The organism is Hymenobacter rigui, assembly GCF_003944715.1.
GTDB classification, from domain to species: domain Bacteria; phylum Bacteroidota; class Bacteroidia; order Cytophagales; family Hymenobacteraceae; genus Hymenobacter; species Hymenobacter rigui.
Window position 1 is genome coordinate 38,736 of the sequence record NZ_RWIT01000012.1, and the last position, 15,679, is coordinate 54,414.

Annotated in this window: 10 protein-coding genes; 6 read left to right on the forward strand and 4 right to left on the reverse strand. The window is 62.4% G+C overall.

Annotated elements, in window-relative coordinates:
• The first annotated feature begins 34 nt into the window (after window positions 1–34).
• From EI291_RS17385 to EI291_RS23370, 3 genes are all read left to right on the forward strand, one after another.
• Entirely contained in the window at window positions 35–1,678 is a 1,644-nt protein-coding gene (locus EI291_RS17385) for a CTP synthase (protein WP_125422940.1), read from the forward strand.
• 269 nt (window positions 1,679–1,947) lie between these two features.
• Window positions 1,948–3,828, forward strand: a complete 1,881-nt coding sequence (gene yidC, locus EI291_RS17390; RefSeq protein ID WP_125422943.1) for a membrane protein insertase YidC — start codon at window positions 1,948–1,950, stop codon at window positions 3,826–3,828.
• 134 nt (window positions 3,829–3,962) lie between these two features.
• Window positions 3,963–5,198, forward strand: coding sequence for a DUF6438 domain-containing protein (locus EI291_RS23370; protein ID WP_125422946.1), 1,236 nt, complete (start codon window positions 3,963–3,965; stop codon window positions 5,196–5,198).
• Window positions 5,199–5,274: 76 nt separating this feature from the next.
• On the opposite strand, the gene EI291_RS17400 is transcribed toward EI291_RS23370, so the two are convergent.
• Complete coding sequence (locus EI291_RS17400) at window positions 5,275–6,024, reverse strand: superoxide dismutase (protein WP_125422949.1); 750 nt, start codon at window positions 6,022–6,024, stop codon at window positions 5,275–5,277.
• Window positions 6,025–6,223: 199 nt separating this feature from the next.
• Between EI291_RS17400 and EI291_RS17405 the strand changes: the two genes are divergently transcribed.
• Complete coding sequence (locus EI291_RS17405) at window positions 6,224–7,513, forward strand: carboxypeptidase-like regulatory domain-containing protein (protein ID WP_125422952.1); 1,290 nt, start codon at window positions 6,224–6,226, stop codon at window positions 7,511–7,513.
• A 90-nt stretch (window positions 7,514–7,603) separates the two neighbouring features.
• Here the strand turns inward: EI291_RS17405 and EI291_RS22945 are convergent, their stop codons facing one another.
• Entirely contained in the window at window positions 7,604–7,744 is a 141-nt protein-coding gene (locus tag EI291_RS22945) for a hypothetical protein (protein WP_170172703.1), read from the reverse strand.
• Between the two features lie 106 nt (window positions 7,745–7,850).
• On the opposite strand from EI291_RS22945, the gene EI291_RS17410 reads away from it, so the two are divergent.
• On the forward strand, window positions 7,851–8,882 hold the full coding sequence (locus tag EI291_RS17410) for an alkaline phosphatase D family protein (protein ID WP_170172704.1): 1,032 nt from the start codon (window positions 7,851–7,853) through the stop codon (window positions 8,880–8,882).
• 90 nt (window positions 8,883–8,972) lie between these two features.
• Here the strand turns inward: EI291_RS17410 and EI291_RS17415 are convergent, their stop codons facing one another.
• On the reverse strand, window positions 8,973–10,652 hold the full coding sequence (locus EI291_RS17415) for a cellulase family glycosylhydrolase (protein WP_125422958.1): 1,680 nt from the start codon (window positions 10,650–10,652) through the stop codon (window positions 8,973–8,975).
• Between the two features lie 108 nt (window positions 10,653–10,760).
• Window positions 10,761–11,882, reverse strand: coding sequence for a pectate lyase family protein (locus EI291_RS17420; RefSeq protein ID WP_125422961.1), 1,122 nt, complete (start codon window positions 11,880–11,882; stop codon window positions 10,761–10,763).
• A gap of 549 nt (window positions 11,883–12,431) precedes the next feature.
• Between EI291_RS17420 and EI291_RS17425 the strand changes: the two genes are divergently transcribed.
• Window positions 12,432–15,662, forward strand: coding sequence for a glycoside hydrolase family 3 N-terminal domain-containing protein (locus EI291_RS17425; RefSeq protein WP_240635585.1), 3,231 nt, complete (start codon window positions 12,432–12,434; stop codon window positions 15,660–15,662).
• Window positions 15,663–15,679 lie beyond the last annotated feature (17 nt).

Here is a 15,679-nt window from a genome sequence, read left to right on the forward strand (position 1 = left end):
CGGCCGGAGATAAAGCCTACCTTTGTTTCCCGTTATGCCAGACCGAAATTCCACTTCCGCGGCTGCCACTACGGCCAAATTCATTTTCGTAACGGGCGGCGTTACTTCCTCGCTGGGCAAAGGCATCATTTCGGCCTCCCTGGCCAAGCTGCTGCAGGCCCGCGGCTTCCGGGTCACCATCCAGAAGTTTGACCCCTACATCAACATCGACCCCGGCACGCTCAACCCCTACGAGCACGGCGAATGTTATGTAACCGACGACGGCGCCGAAACCGACCTGGACCTGGGCCACTACGAGCGGTTCCTGAACGTGCCCACCTCCCAGGCCAACAACGTCACTACCGGCCGTATCTACGACCACGTGATTACCAAGGAGCGCGAGGGCGCGTACCTGGGCAAAACCGTGCAGGTGGTACCCCACATTACCGACGAGATTAAGCGCCGCATGCTGCTGCTGGGCCAGACCGGGCAGTTCGACGTGGTGATTACCGAAATCGGGGGCTCCATTGGCGACATTGAAAGCCTGCCTTTCGTGGAATCGGTGCGGCAGCTGCGCTGGGAGCTGCCCGAAAACAGCTCCCTCGTGATTCACCTCACGCTGCTGCCCTACCTGAAGGCGGCCGGCGAGCTGAAAACCAAGCCCACTCAGCACTCGGTGCGCGACCTACGTAGCGCCGGCCTGCAGCCCGATATTCTGGTATGCCGCTCCGAGTACCCGATTCCGGCCGAAATGCGCCGCAAAATTGCCCTGTTCTGCAACGTCAACATCAACTCCGTTATCGAGAGCCTGGATGCCGACAGCATTTACTCGGTGCCCCTGCTCATGCTGAAGGAGCACCTGGATGAACGGGTTATCAAGAAGCTGAAGCTGCAGGGCGGCACCCACCCCGATCTGGAAGCCTGGAAAGACTTCCTGGGCCGCCTGAAAAACCCGACCGAGGAAGTAACTATTGCGCTGGTAGGCAAATACGTGGAGCTGCCCGATGCCTACAAGTCCATCATTGAGGCCTTCGTGCACGCCGGTGCGCAGAACGAGTGCAAAGTGACGGTACGCAGCGTACAGTCGGACCACATCAACGCCGATAACGTGGCTCAGCTGCTGCACGGCGTGGATGGGGTACTGGTAGCGCCCGGTTTCGGGGAGCGGGGCTTTGAGGGCAAGATTCTGGCCGTACAGCACGTGCGGGAAAACGGCATTCCATTCTTCGGAATTTGTCTGGGCATGCAGGTAGCCGTGGTGGAGTTTGCCCGCAACGTGCTGGGGCTGAAAGATGCCTCTTCCACGGAGATGGACGCCCAGACGGCCAACCCCGTCATTGCCATGATGGAGGAGCAGAAGAACATCACCCAGAAAGGCGGCACCATGCGCTTGGGGGCGTACGACTGCGAATTGCGCAAAGGCTCGAAAGCCGCCAAAGCCTACGGCCGCAACCACATCAGTGAGCGGCACCGCCACCGCTACGAGTTCAACAACGACTACTTGGAGCGCTACGAGGAAGCCGGCATGCTGGCCTCGGGCCGCAACCCCGAAACGGGCCTGGTAGAAGTGGTAGAGTTGCCCAACCACCCCTGGTTTGTGGCCGGTCAGTTCCACCCCGAGCTGAAAAGCACCGTGCAAAACCCGCATCCGCTGTTTGTGCGTTTTGTGAAAGCCGCCATTCAGTTCCGGAAAGGGTAGCATAGCACGTCATGCAGAGCGAAGTCGAGGAATCTCGCGTGCTGATGCTGTGGTAGTAATTCAGACGTCAGCACGTGAGATGCTTCGGCTGCGCCTCTGCATGACGTTGTGGAGGATTGCTTCTGTTACACAGCTATTTCACCCATTCCGGCTGACAAAAACGCCGGCCCGAAAAATATTCGCCTGACAACACCGACCTTTGTAGCAGGGTTGCCGGATTTTTGCTGGCCGCCCTGCTACTCTTTTTTATTTGCTTCACCAGTACCTAGATGGACAGAAATTCAGCAATTGGCGTCTTCCTGATGGCCGCCTTGCTTCTGATTTACCTGCAGTTTGCGCCCAAGCCGGAGCCGGAAAAGGCCGCCCCCGCCAAAACCACGGCCGCGGCCAAAGCGCTTGGTGCGGCCCCCGCTACCCCCGACTCGGTGGCGCTGGCCCGGCAGCTGGGCACGTTTGCCGCTGCAGCCCAGGGCACGGCCCAGACTACCGAGCTGAAAAACGACTTGCTGACGGTTACTTTCTCCTCGAAGGGTGGCCGCGTAGAAGCCGTGCGCCTGAGCAAGTACAAAACGTTCTTCGGGCAGCCGCTGGATTTGTTTGATGCCAAAAGTGCCCAGCTGGATACCCGCTTCCGCACCACCGACGGCCGGCAGATCAAACTCTCCGACCTGTACTTCCGGCCCGAGCCCCAGGGCAGCAACGCGCTGCGCTTCGTGGCCGACGTGGCCGGGGGCCAGATTGAGCAGCTGTACACCCTGCCCACCAACAGCTACGAGCTGAGCTACAACCTGCGCTTCAACGGTCTGAACTCGGCCGTGGCCCAGGAGCCGCTCACGTTCACTTTCGTGGACAATGTGCGCCAGACCGAGCAGGACCGCAAGCAGAACCGCAACCACACCACCATCAACCGCTACCTGGCTTCCGGCGACCATACCGCCCTGGCCGAAGCCTCGGAGAAGCCTGAGGAAATCAAGGTGACGGAGCCGCTGAAGTGGGTGGCCCACAAGCACGACTTCTTCGTGGCCGGTATTGTGGCCGACCACGAGTTTTCGTCGGGGCAGCTGAACTCTACGGTTGACCTGAACGACTCCACCTACATCAAAACCCTGAGCACCACGCTGGCCATTCCGGCCGCCGACGTGCAGCAGGGCAAAGCCAACTTCCGCTTTTACTTCGGCCCGAACTCCTTCAACATCCTGAAGGAAGTGGCTCCTGATTTTGACAGGAACGTGTACCTGGGCTGGGGCCTGTTCCGCTGGGTGAACCGCTTTGTGGTGCTACCCGTGTTCCACTTCCTGGAGCAGTTCATCAGCTCCTACGGCATCATCATTGTGCTGCTGGTGGTGTTGATTAAGTTGGTTACCTGGCCGCTCACGTACAAAACCTACGAGAGCCAGGCCAAGATGAAGGTGCTCAAGCCGGAGCTGGACGCCATCAAGGAGAAGTACCCCGACGACCAGGTGAAGCAGCAGCAGGAAACCATGAAGCTGCACCAGAGCATGGGCGTGAACCCGCTGAGCGGCTGCATTCCCACGCTGCTGACGATTCCGATTCTGTTTGCCATGTTCCAGTTCTTCCCGAACGCCATTGAACTGCGGCAGCAGCCCTTCCTGTGGGCGCACGACCTGAGCACCTACGACGACCTGATCAAGCTGCCCTTCACGGTGCCGTTCCTGGGCAACCACATCAGCCTGTTCACGGTGCTGATGACGTTGTCGACGCTGGCTATGACCTACCAGAGCAACCAGACCAACAGCGCCATGCAGGGCCCCATGAAGTTCTACAGCTACCTGATGCCGCTGGTATTCTTCTTCGTGCTGAACAGCTTCGCCGCTGGTCTGACGTGGTATTACCTGGTATCGAACCTGGTGACGATGGCACAGCAGGCCATTACCCGCCGCTTCGTGGATGACTCCAAAGTGCGCGCCAAGCTGGAAGCCAACAAGGTGAAGAACAAGGACAAGAAACCCACCGGCTTTGCCGCCCGCCTGCAGGACGCCATGAAGGCCGCCCAGGAGAAAGAGGCCCAGAACCGCCAGGGTGGCCGTGCTACCGCCGCCGCTTCCGATGATGATGATTCGGACGTAGAGCCCGGCACCGGGGCCTCGGATATTTCGCCGAAGAAGCCCCGCAAAACGCGCCGCTCGTAGAAAGCAGATACTTAACAGACCCGAAAAAGCCCCGTTACCCAAGTTGGTAACGGGGCTTTTTTTACATCTGGCATCAAGTTTGGCTATAGGGTTTCGGCTATATTGCTGTTCTCATTTCTCTCTCCCTCCCCGTTATGCGCCCCTCCCTACTCGTTCCGGTTATTACGCTGCTGGGTTTGGCGGCTTTGCCGGCCTGCACGGTCAACTACTACGTTCCGGCTGCTACCGATGCGCCTACGGTAAGTAATGTTCCGCGACGCATGCCACCGCGCGGCCGCTGGCAGCAGGCTCCGGGCCCGCATACATCGTATCCGCCAGTAGCTACGGCCCCGCCACCGTCGTATCCGGCTCCCGGGCCCGGCAGTGGCCCTATCCGGCACACGCCGCCGGCCCCCACTCCTGCCCCACCCCATCATGGTCCCGTCACGCAGGCTCCGGGCAATGGCCCTATCCGCCAGACGCCGGCCCCAACGCCTGCTCCGGCTCCATCTTCGCCCCAAACGTATCCATACCCAACTGGTGGCGTGAAGACGCCCAAGCCGGTAACACCAGCTCCGGCTCCAACGCCCACGCATAACCCGGCCCCGATACCCACGCCCAACCCGGCTCCTGCTCCAAGCCCGGCACCAGTTCCTACGTATCCATACCCAACCGGCGGCATCAAACCCAGCAAGGATATTGCCGTTCCGGCCCCAGCACCAGTGGCGGCACCGGCTCCGGCCCCTGCGCCCAGCAACTCGGAGCAAACGTATCCGTACCCGACCGGCGGTATCAAGCCCAGTAAGGAAAGCGTAGCTGAAACGGTACCGGCTCCCAGCCCGGTGCCGGTTGTGGTAGTGGCTCCGGCCCCAGCACCTGCGTCCGAAACTACGGTTGAAACCGGGGATATCAAGCCGAGCAGGGAAACCGGACCGTCGGCGGATGTAGTAACGACTACCCAGCCGGAAGCAGGTGGTGTGCGGCCTACCAAGGAAGAACAGGCGGCTGCTCAGGACCCCGTGATGGTGTTTAGCCGGACGCCCTGCTTCGGAACCTGCCCTCACTTCACGGCCCGGCTGTTTGCTGATGGCCGCGTGCAGTACGAAGGCTTCCGGTATGCGCCGGTGGAAGGTCAGCGCGACGCGAAACTGGACCCAGCTACCATCCGGGCATTTCTGCGGGAATCGGAGCTGATTGGGTTTCAGCAGCTGGAAAACAGCTACGTGAGTGGCGCTACCGATTTGCCCGCCACCGTCCTGACCATTACCTACCCCGACGGCTCTACCAAAACGGTGCGGGCCGAGGAAAGCGCCCCCGTGGAGCTGCGCCACCTGTTTGCCACCATCAACACGCACCTGAATAAAGCGCTGGGCGTCACGGCCGACCAGTAACAACCCGCTCACAGACACAAAAAGGCCTTCCTCTTGCACGAGGAAGGCCTTTTTTCATGTACTCTCAGCAGGTTATTTAGCCCTTGCGGGCTTCGTCGTAGCGGCTGCTGACCTCACCCCAGTTTACCACGTTCCAGAATGTTTTAACGTAGTCGGGGCGCTTGTTCTGGTGCTTGAGGTAGTAGGCATGTTCCCACACATCCAGGCCCAAAATGGGCGTACCGCGCTGAATACCGGCCACATCCATCAGGGGGTTATCCTGGTTGGCAGTGGAGGTAATCATCAGCTTGCCGGCTTTTTTATCGTAGATCAGCCAGGCCCAGCCGGAGCCGAAGCGGCCGGTGGCGGCTTTGGCAAATTCCTCGGTGAACTTGTCGTAGGTACCGAAGTCTTTGTTAATGGCCGCGGCCAAGCCACCCGTAGGCTGCCCGCCGCCTTTAGGCGACAGAATCTGCCAGAAGAAGGAGTGGTTCCAATGGCCGCCGGCGTTGTTTCGGATGGCATCGGGCTGCTTGCTGGCGGAGGCCAGCAGCTGGGCCAGGCTCATCTTTTCTTCGGGTTTGCCCACCACGGCTTCATTCAGCTTCGATACGTACGTTTTGTGGTGCGCATCGTGGTGAATTTCCATGGTTTTGGCATCGATATGCGGCTCCAGGGCATTGAAGGCATAGGGCAGCGCGGGCAGCGTGAACGGGCCATCGGCCATGGGAGTGGCACGGGCTTCGCGGAGCAGGTTTTCTTCGTGGGCAGCGGCCAGCACGGCTGGGCTTACCAAAGCGCCCACGGCCGTGAGCAGGGCATTTTTCAGGAAATCTCGCTTCAGCATGGGAATGGAAGAGAAGAAAGAGTGGAAGGACACACGGGCCGGCGGCAGGCCGGGGCGTTGCGCCCAAGGTAGGACTACTTACCCGGATTGGTAGCTTCCTGTTACGTTTGGCGGCTACTTTTGTGCAAGCGGGCACGGTTTTGGGTCGGGTCTGCGTTCCACTCTCAGCCGTTCCGCTGTTTCATCTGCCTGTTTTCCTATGCTGTCTGCTCGCCCCCGCTCCTTTTCTCCGCCCACTGTGATTTTTCAGCGTTTTTTGCCGCTGTTGTTTCTGCTGCTCGGCCTCGCTCACCTCAGCCAGGCCCAGGTGCAACTGCGCGGTGTAGTGCGCGACAAAGACACCAAGGAAGCTCTGCCCTTTGCCAGCGTGGCCGTACCCGGCACCACCAACGGCACCACCACTAACCTGGAGGGGGAGTTTACGCTGGTGGTGAAGCAGCTGCCCGTAACGCTGCTGTTCTCGGAGCTGAACCACGTGAAGGACACCCTGCGCATCACCTCGGCCGCGGAGGCCCTGACGGTGTCGTTGGCGGAAGCCACGGTAGTGCTGCCGGAGGTGAAAGTGGCCAGCTTCCCGTTCCAGCTGGTAGACCGCGCCTTCCGGAACCTGCAACGCAATTACCGCCGCACCTACTACGGCAAAGCTTTTTACCGCCAGATTACCCGCATTGATAAGCAGCCCACGGAGCTGCAGGAAGTAGTCTGGAACGTGAAGTCAAACCCGGCGCGCATTGTAGGCACCACGCTGGCTCAGGGCCGCTACGCCGCCGTGCAGGCGCCCATCAATCTGAGCAACTTCTCGGTGTACACCCGCAAGTTCGGCCTCTTCGATCCTGGCCAGGACAGCACTACCTCGCTGGCACTGCTGAGCCCGAACGTGGAGAAAAACTACCTGCTGGAGCTGAAGGGCATTGTGGGCGAAGACTCGACTGGCGGGGTGGCGGAAATTACCTTCGAAACCCGGCCGGAGGTGAAGTATCGCGCCCAGGGCACTATCTGGATTGATATTGAAACCGACCAGGTGGTGCGCTACCGTATGGTACAGCCCAGCTTTACGGGCAGCACCAACAACCCCCGCCAGAAGTTCGAAAATGCCAAGCTGAGCATCGAAATGGCCTTCCGCCAGGGCGGTAAAGCCCCCGTAGCCCCGCTGGAGTTGATGAAGATGGACCTGACCACCGACCTGACCGAGCCCGGCAAGCAGCCGCTGGCCATCAACGTGTCGTCGTTTACTTACTTCTTCGACCAGAGCACCAAGGCCCAGAGCCTGCCCTACGCCCGCGCCAGCCTTACCGACCGGGACCTGGATGCCATCAAAGCCAAGCCCTACGACCCCGAGTTCTGGGCCAACAACCCGGTAGTAAAGCGCACCCCGGCCGAGGATGAGGTAGTAAGTGCATTCGAGAAGAAAGGTGCATTCGGCTCGATGGTGAAGAAGGCTACTCCGAAAGCTGACGTTATTATCCGCAACGGACAGATTCAGAAGTAGTAACACCCTCATAAAAAAAGCACCGCTACAGCATAGAGCCACAGCGGTGCTTTTTTATGAAGGTATTTTTAGGCAGAACTCTCCTCTTCTTTACCCCAGAAATGCCACCAGCAGCATCAGTAGTAGGCCAATGAGGAAGGAGCTACCGATGCCGATGCCAATTGCTTTGAGCAGGCGGGCATCAGAGGTTGTGAAATGCGTGGGGCGGTCAGTCGGGCGGCGGTGGGACATGGCTACTAAACCCGCGAGACGGCAAAAAGTCTCCCGGAAAGCGGCTAATGTTTCGTTTTTACTGGCCATGGCGCAGCGGTGGGGCCCTGGACTGCATCTTTGGCCCATGAAAACAACCTTGCTCTGTCTGCTGACAGCCGGCTTCCTGTTTGGAAGGCAGCCAGCAGTTCAGGCCCAATCGACCCCAGCAGCTTCTTCCGAGTTGCGCATTGCTTTCGGCTCCTGCAACCGCCACGATTTGCCCCAACTCCTCTGGGACGATATTGCCCACGACCAGCCCCAGGTGTGGATCTGGCTGGGTGACAACATTTACGGCGACTCGGACGACCCCGCGGTGCTGCGGGCCAAGTACGACGCCCAGCGCGCCCAGCCCGGCTACCGCCAGCTGCAGGCCCAGGGCACGCAGGTTATCGGCACCTGGGACGACCACGACTACGGCCGCAACGACGGCGACAAAAACTACCCCTTCAAAGCTCAGAACCAGCAGCTGGCCCTCGATTTTCTGGGCGAGCCGGCCAATACCGCCCGCCGCCGTCAGGAAGGCATTTACACGTCGTACGAATACCCGGTGGGCAACAAAAAGGTGAAGGTGATTCTGCTGGACGACCGGTATTTCCAGGACCCGCTGTTCCGCGACTCGGCGCTGGTGTACCACCCCAACCCCACCGGCGACGTGCTGGGCGAGGCGCAGTGGCAGTGGCTGCGCCAGCAGCTCACCAACTCCGACGCCGACGCCCACATCATTGCCTCGGGCATTCAGTTTCTGCCCCAGGAGCACCGCTTCGAGAAGTGGGCCAATTTCCCACAGGCCCGGCAGCGCCTGCTCACGCTGCTCAAGGACACCCGGCCCAAAGGCGTGCTGCTCATCAGCGGCGACCGGCACATTGGCGAAATTTCGCGGGTGCCGGTGCCGGGCTTGCGCCGGCCGGTGTACGAGGTTACCTCCAGCGGCCTTACGCACCCGGCGGCCCACAACACCAGTGAGCCCAACCCCTACCGGGTAGGCCCGTTGGTGAATCAGAAGCACTACGCCCTCTTCCAGTTTCGGCCCCACGGCCGGCGGCTGGGCGTAACGGCCTCTCTGCGCGGCGACGACGGCAAGGTGTTCTACACCGAAGAAATCAAGCTGAACCGCTAGCTTCACCACTCATCCAACGCACAACTCCCCCGCCGGAAATTCCGGCGGGGGAGTTGTGCGTTGGGGTGGCACCACATGCAGACCGCCGCGCTACTGCTTCACGAGGCGGTGCGTGGTGGTGCGGCCCTGCTGCGTAATGCGCACGGTGTAGATGCCGGGCTCCAGGCTGCGCAGCGACACCTGAGCCGCCACCTGGCCGGGCGCGGCGGTGTGGGTGAGCACCTGCCGACCCCGGGCATTAAACACGGCCACTAGGGCCGGGCCCTGGGCCGGGGGCAGTGCCAGCGTCAGCTGCTCGCCGGCGGGGTTGGGGTACAGCGCGGCAGCCGCAGTTGTGGGCTCGGAGGCCAGCCGGGCCGTGGTGGTAGTGGCCGGCGCGAAGCGCCACCAGTTGATGTTGTAGCCCCCCGCAGGTACCCCAATGGCAATATCCTGGCGGCCGGCCGGCAACCACACCGTGTGCGATACGGTAGTCCAGTTCTGCCAGCCGCCGGTAGCGGGTACGTTCACGGTGCCGCGCATCGTGGTGCCCGCGTTCTGCTCCAGGCTGATGCGGCCGCCGCCGTTGAGGCTGGCCACCCGGTACTCCACCAGGTAGTTGCCGGCCGTGGGTACGTCCACGGTGTAGGCCATCCAGTCGCCGGTGTCAATCCAGCCCACGTTCAGGCCGCCGCCGGCGTCGGTGGTGGTTTCCGTTTGCACCCCGTTCATGGTGTGGTAGCTCTCGGCCTGCACCAGCGTGCCCGAGCTGGTGGGCGGTGGCGTGGTAGAGCCGTTCCAGTTCTGGATGTAGCCTTTCACCAGGGAGCCCGAGGGCGTGAGGAAACCATCGGACCAGGCGGCCGTGGGGCTGGTGCCGGGCTTCAGGGCCGAGGCCGATTCGGCTTTGTCGTTGATGGACCAGTTGGCGTGGCTGATGCCTTTCTGGCGCAAAAACGTCATCCACTCCTGGGTGGAAGTAGCATCCACGTAGCCGTTGCCCGAGGCCTCAGTGGTGCCGTATTCGGTGGCAAACAACGCCACGCCCCGGTTCAGGGCCGTCTGGGCTTTGTCGCGCAGGCTCTGCTTGTGGGTGGCGGCGTAGAAGTGCAGCGTGTAGGCAATGTTGGGGTAGCGCGTGATGGGGTCGGTGGCGGCCACGTCCACGTCCTGCGACCAGTTGGACGTACCCACAATAATCAGGTTATCGGGGTCGATGGCGCGGATGGCCACGGCCACGGCCTCGGCGTAGGGCTTGATGGTGCCGCTCCACGATACCTGCAACGGCTCGTTGTACACCTCATACATTACGTTGGGCGAAGTGCCGTAGGTGCGGGCCATGTCCTGGAAGAAGGCAATGGCCTGCTGCTGGTAGTTCTCGGCGTGGTGCGAGTGCCAGTCGATGATGACGTACAGGCCCTGGGCCAGGGCCGCGTCCACCACCGTTTTCACCTTCTGGCGGTTACCGGTGGGGTTGCCGATGTAGCCGCCCCCGTCTTCCACGCCCATGGCCACCCGAATCAGCTTGCTGTTCCAGCTGTTTTTCAGCCAGTTTACGGTGTTGGCGGTGTAGTACTTTTCGCCGCCCCAGCCGTCGTTGCTCCAGAACAGGCTGTTGCCGGCCACGCTCACGGGCAGGTTGTTTTTGTCGACGATTTTGTTGCCGGATACTTTCAGCAGACCATACTGCTGCACGGGCGTCTGGGCCTGCACGGTGCCGGCCAGCAGGCCCGCAAAGGCCAGCAGGCCCGCACCCCGCCGGAGGTACGGGAGGTAAGAAGCTTGTTTCATGGGTTTGGTTGTGGTAGTGGTGGATGGAAACGAAAAGAGAAGGTACACAATGGAAGCACACTCCACTGCACACCTTCTCATATTCAAGCAGATACCTTACTTTTTTCTTTAAATCCCGCTATTCGTGCACACGTTGCCACCGACCGTAGCCCCGGCCCCGTTGGAAGCCGTTACGGCTGCCTTTACGGCGCTGGCGGCCAGCACCGCTACCGTGTAGGGCGGCGTGAAGGCCGATTTGCCGTTGCCGGCTTTGGCCCCGCTCACGTTGGTAAACAGATTACCGATTTCCTGCACCGCCGTCGAGTTGTTGGCCATCAGGTCCAGCGGGTTGGTCACGTTTTCGAACACGTTGGCCTGCACCCGCAGATCGGCCTCAAACCCGGCCTGCACGCACGACTTGCTCACGCTGCTGTTGTAGAGGTTATTTACCAGGTGCACCTTGCCGAACCGCACGCGCGGCATGCGGGCCACGCAGCCCTGGGACCACCAGCAGCGGGCAAACGTGATGCGCAGCTTGCCCCGGTCGCCGGTAGCTCCGTCCGACGAGCCGATCAGGTCGGAGAAGCGGTGGTCGTCGGAGCCGCCCGGGCCGCCGGCTTTCGGAGGCTTCAGGTAGGCAAACTTCGTCCACGACACGGTGATGTAATCGGAGGCGTTCTTGATGTCGAAGTTGCCGTCCACCCCGTCGCGGAACTCGCAATGATCCACCCACACGTTGGTGGAAGCATCCACCGTTACGTTGTCCCAGCCGTCGGTATCGTAGGCCCCGGGGCCCTCGAACACGAGGTTGCGCAGCAGCACGTTCTTGCAGCGCTTGATGTACATAATGCCCGAATTATCCTTGGTCTGGTCGGCCGACACCAGCCTGGCCCCGGCCGAGCCGAAGATGGTTTTGCCGGTCTGGTCCTGAAAGGAAATGCGCCCGCTCGACGGGATGGTGATGGTGCCGTTGACCTGCACCACCTTCACGGCGGTATTTTCGATGGCGGCCTTCAGCTGCGCGTAGGTGGTTACCACGGTGGCCGCGGCCGTACCGCCGCCGGTGGTACCGCCGTTCTGCGACGCCCAGCCCTGGGCCCCGCAGGTAGCGGTGGTGGCATCAGTGGGTTGGGGGGCTGCCGCAGGAGTTGCGGGCGTGGGGTGGCTGGCTTCGCAGCCCAGCAGCAGGCCGGCCGTTGCCAGCAGCGCGGCGGCGGTACTGGAGTACGCGAAGGGTGTTTTGGTTGGCATGGGTAGAACGGTTAGAATGGGAAAAAAGAAAGGGGGCAAGGGCACGAATAAGCACACCCGGGCCACTACCGCCGGGGCGGAGCAAGGGGGGATGAACTGGTAGGTGTGAGCCGGCATAAGGCGGCAGCTAAACAGCAGCACGCGCCGGCGGCGGATGGGAGCAGGCAAGCTACTGGCCCTGGGGCGGTTCGCTATGCGGGGGCAGCAGGCGCGCAACAGCCGGTATGAATGGGGCCGGATACGGCGGCGCGAGAGCCGCGGGTCCGGGGGCAAATCTTAACGGCTCAACCGGCCCGTCCAAGCATTCCAGTGGGTTTATCTATGCAAACGATATCGGGAACGTTATCATCTGATAGCTAGCCCAATCACCCCAGCCTTTCAGCCCATCCACCGCCCTTGCCGGAGTACGCTAACTGAGGCGTGGGCCGGGCCGGAGCAGTGGGCCGGTACCGGCCGCGGCGGCGGGCGGCAACCCTGCGGGCTGGTTGGCTGTCAATAGCTCCCCTACTTCGCCTAACTTCGCAGCCTCACCTTTTGCCCTCCGCCGTTTTGTCCTTTTCGCGCTTCCTTTCTTTGCTGCTGCTGGCCCTGGTGCTGCTCAGCCCCGATTCCGGTTCGGCCCAGCGCCGCCGCAAAAAAGCCCCGGTCCGCCGCCCCACCCGCACCGTAGCCCGCCGCGTCCCGGTGCGCGCGGCCCGCGCCGTGGCCCCGGCCCCGCGGCGCGCCGTGCCCGCCACGCCGGTTGCCGCCGCGGCCCCCAAACCAGCCGCCAAGGCGCCTACGCCCACCAAAGGCCGCAATCAGCCGGTACCGTTTGCCGGGCCGCTGGGCCAGTCCCGGTGGGTTGATTCGGTGATGAAGACGCTCACGCCCGACCAGCGGGTGGCGCAGCTGTTCATGGTGGCCGCCTACTCCAACCGTACCCGCGTGGATGAGGACTCGATTTCGACCCTGATTCAGCAGCACGGCATCGGGGGCATCGTGTTTTTCCAGGGCGGGCCGGTGCGCCAGAGCCGTTTGCTCAACCGCTACCAGAGCCAGAGCAAAGTGCCCTTGCTGGTAGCCATGGACGCCGAGTGGGGCGTGGGCATGCGCCTGGATAGCGTGGTGCGCTTTCCGTACCAGATGAGCCTGGGCGGCGTGCGCGACAACCAGCTCATCTACGACATGGGCACCGAGGTGGCCGCGCAGTTCAAGCGGCTGGGCATGCACGTAAACTTCGCCCCGGTCATCGACGTGAACAACAACGCTCAGAACCCCGTCATCGGCTTCCGCAGCTGGGGCGAAAACCGGGAGAGCGTCACCGAAAAGAGCTACCTCTACATGAAGGGCATGCAGGACGCGGGCGTGCTGGCTGTGGCCAAGCACTTCCCCGGCCACGGCGACACCGACACCGACTCCCACCTGGCTTTGCCCCTGCTGCGCATTGATAAAAAGCGGATTGACACGCTGGAGCTGTTCCCGTTCAAAAGCCTGATTCAGCGCGGCATCGGGGGCATGATGGTGGCCCACCTCAACATTCCGGCCCTCGATACCACGGGCATGCCGTCTACCCTGTCCAAACCCATTATTCAGGGGCTGCTGCGGCGCAAACTGGGGTTTGAGGGCGTGGTGTTTACCGATGCCATGAACATGAAGGGCGTCATCAGCAAATACCCGCCCGGCGACGCCGACGTGCGGGCCCTGGTGGCCGGCAACGACGTGCTGGAGTTCTCCAAGAACATTCCGCTGGCGTTGCGCATGGTGCGCGAGGCCATCGACCGGGGCGAGCTAAGCCAGGACGACATCGACCGGCGCTGCCGCAAGGTGCTGGCCCTGAAACAGTGGTCTGGCCTCGATAAGTACCGCCCGATTGAGCTGCGCAACATCACCGCCGACCTGAACACGCCCCACGCCCAGTACCTGAGCCGCCAGCTCTCGGAGCTGAGCGTGACGGTGCTGCGCAACCAGCGCAGCCTGCTGCCCCTGCAGCGCCTCGACACGCTGCGCCTGGCCACCCTCACCATCGGCACCCGGGATACCACCGATTTCCAGCGCATGGTGGCCGATTACGCGCCGGCCCGCCACTTCTGGCTGCCCGCCACGCCCACCATGGACGAGCTGACGCGAATGCGCGAAACCCTGCGCCCCTACAACACCGTGCTCCTCGGGGTGAACAACCTGGGCCGCCAGCCCGCCACCAACTTCGGCATCAGCCCCGAAACCAACGTGCTGCTGCGCGAGCTGGGCGGCAAGGGCCAGCGACTGATAGTATCGGTGTTCGGCTCGGCCTACGCCGTGGCCAAGCTGCGCGACCTGGACCGCGCCGACGCCGTGGTGCTGGCCTACCAGGAAAGCAAAAACGCCCAGGAAGTAGCCGCCGAGGTAATTTTCGGCGGTATTTCGGCCAGCGGCCAACTGCCCGTTACCATCTCCGACCGGTACCCCTACGGTTTCGGCTTGAAAACCCAGGGCGGTACCCGGCTGCGTTACAGCCAGCCCGAGGCCGTGGGCCTGAACAACAACCTCGAAAGCCGCGTCGATTCATTGATGAACCGGGCCCTGGCCGCCCAGGCCTTCCCGGGGGCGCAGGTGGTTATTGCCCGGCGCGGCACGGTGGTGTTGCAGAAAAGCTACGGCACTCACACCTACCCCACCGCCGGCCGGCCGGCCCGCCCCGTGCGCAGCACCGACCTCTACGACCTGGCCTCGCTCACAAAGGTATCGGCCGCGCTGCCGGCCTTGATGAAGCTGCAGGACGAGGGCAAGTTCAACCCCGATATGACGATGGGCCAGCTGTTTCCGGAGCTGATGGGCACCAACAAGCAGGACCTGAAACTGCGCGACGTGCTCACCCACCAGGCCCGCCTGAAAGCCTGGATTCCGTTCTGGAAAGACTATACCAAGCCCCAGGGCTTCCTGAACGCACTGCTCGGCAAGAGCCCCGCGGCCAAAGACGTATCCGCCACGAAACCCGCGGAGCTGAACCGCCGCTACTTCCGCCCCGATTCGTCGGCGCGCTTCCCGCTGCCGGCCGGCCCACGCCTGTGGGCCCGTAAGGATTTCCCGGAGCGCATTGTGAAGGCCATTGGCGAGTCGCCGCTGAACGAGAAGCCGAGCTACGTGTACTCCGATTTGTCGTTTATCCTGTACCCGCGCTTTGTGCAGCGCGTATCGGGCAAGCCGCTGAACCGGTTTGTGACGGATGAGGTATACCGGCCGCTGGGGGCTACCACCCTGGGCTACAACCCCACCCGCCGCTTCCCACTCAGCCGCATTGTGCCTACCGAGTACGACTCGCTGTTCCGCCACGGCCAGCTGCACGGCACCGTGCACGACGAAGGCGCGGCCCTGCTGGGCGGCCTCTCCGGCCACGCCGGCCTGTTCGGCTCGGCCAACGACCTGGCCAAGCTGGTGCAGCTTTACGCCTGGAACGGCAAGTACGGCGGCCAGCAGCTGCTCAAAGCCGAAACCGTGCAGGAGTACACCCGCTGCCAGTTCTGCCCCGATAACCGCCGCGCCCTGGGTTTCGATAGGCCCGCCGCCAACCCGGCCGTGAATTCGGCCCCGCTGGCCTCACCCCAGAGCTACGGGCACACGGGCTTTACGGGCACCTATTTCTGGGTCGACCCCAAGGAGGAAATTACCTGCGTGGTGCTCACCAACCGCGTGAACCCCACCCGCCGCAACAACAAAATCACGGAGCTGAGCGTGCGCAGCGGCATTCTGCAGATTGCGCTGCAAAGCGTCCGGCAACCGCAGAAGCAGGAAGTCGAAAGCACCGTTCCGAAGGAGGACTAAGCACAGCGCCCCGGCCA

Coding starts and splice junctions, on each gene's coding strand:
- EI291_RS17385 (WP_125422940.1), top strand. CDS start 35: ATGCCAGACCGAAATTCCACTTCCGCGGCTGCCACTACGGCCAAATTC.
- EI291_RS17405 (WP_125422952.1), top strand. CDS start 6,224: ATGCTGTCTGCTCGCCCCCGCTCCTTTTCTCCGCCCACTGTGATTTTT.
- EI291_RS22945 (WP_170172703.1), bottom strand. CDS start 7,744: ATGTCCCACCGCCGCCCGACTGACCGCCCCACGCATTTCACAACCTCT.
- EI291_RS17400 (WP_125422949.1), bottom strand. CDS start 6,024: ATGCTGAAGCGAGATTTCCTGAAAAATGCCCTGCTCACGGCCGTGGGC.
- EI291_RS17415 (WP_125422958.1), bottom strand. CDS start 10,652: ATGAAACAAGCTTCTTACCTCCCGTACCTCCGGCGGGGTGCGGGCCTG.
- EI291_RS23370 (WP_125422946.1), top strand. CDS start 3,963: ATGCGCCCCTCCCTACTCGTTCCGGTTATTACGCTGCTGGGTTTGGCG.
- EI291_RS17420 (WP_125422961.1), bottom strand. CDS start 11,882: ATGCCAACCAAAACACCCTTCGCGTACTCCAGTACCGCCGCCGCGCTG.
- EI291_RS17410 (WP_170172704.1), top strand. CDS start 7,851: ATGAAAACAACCTTGCTCTGTCTGCTGACAGCCGGCTTCCTGTTTGGA.
- yidC (WP_125422943.1), top strand. CDS start 1,948: ATGGACAGAAATTCAGCAATTGGCGTCTTCCTGATGGCCGCCTTGCTT.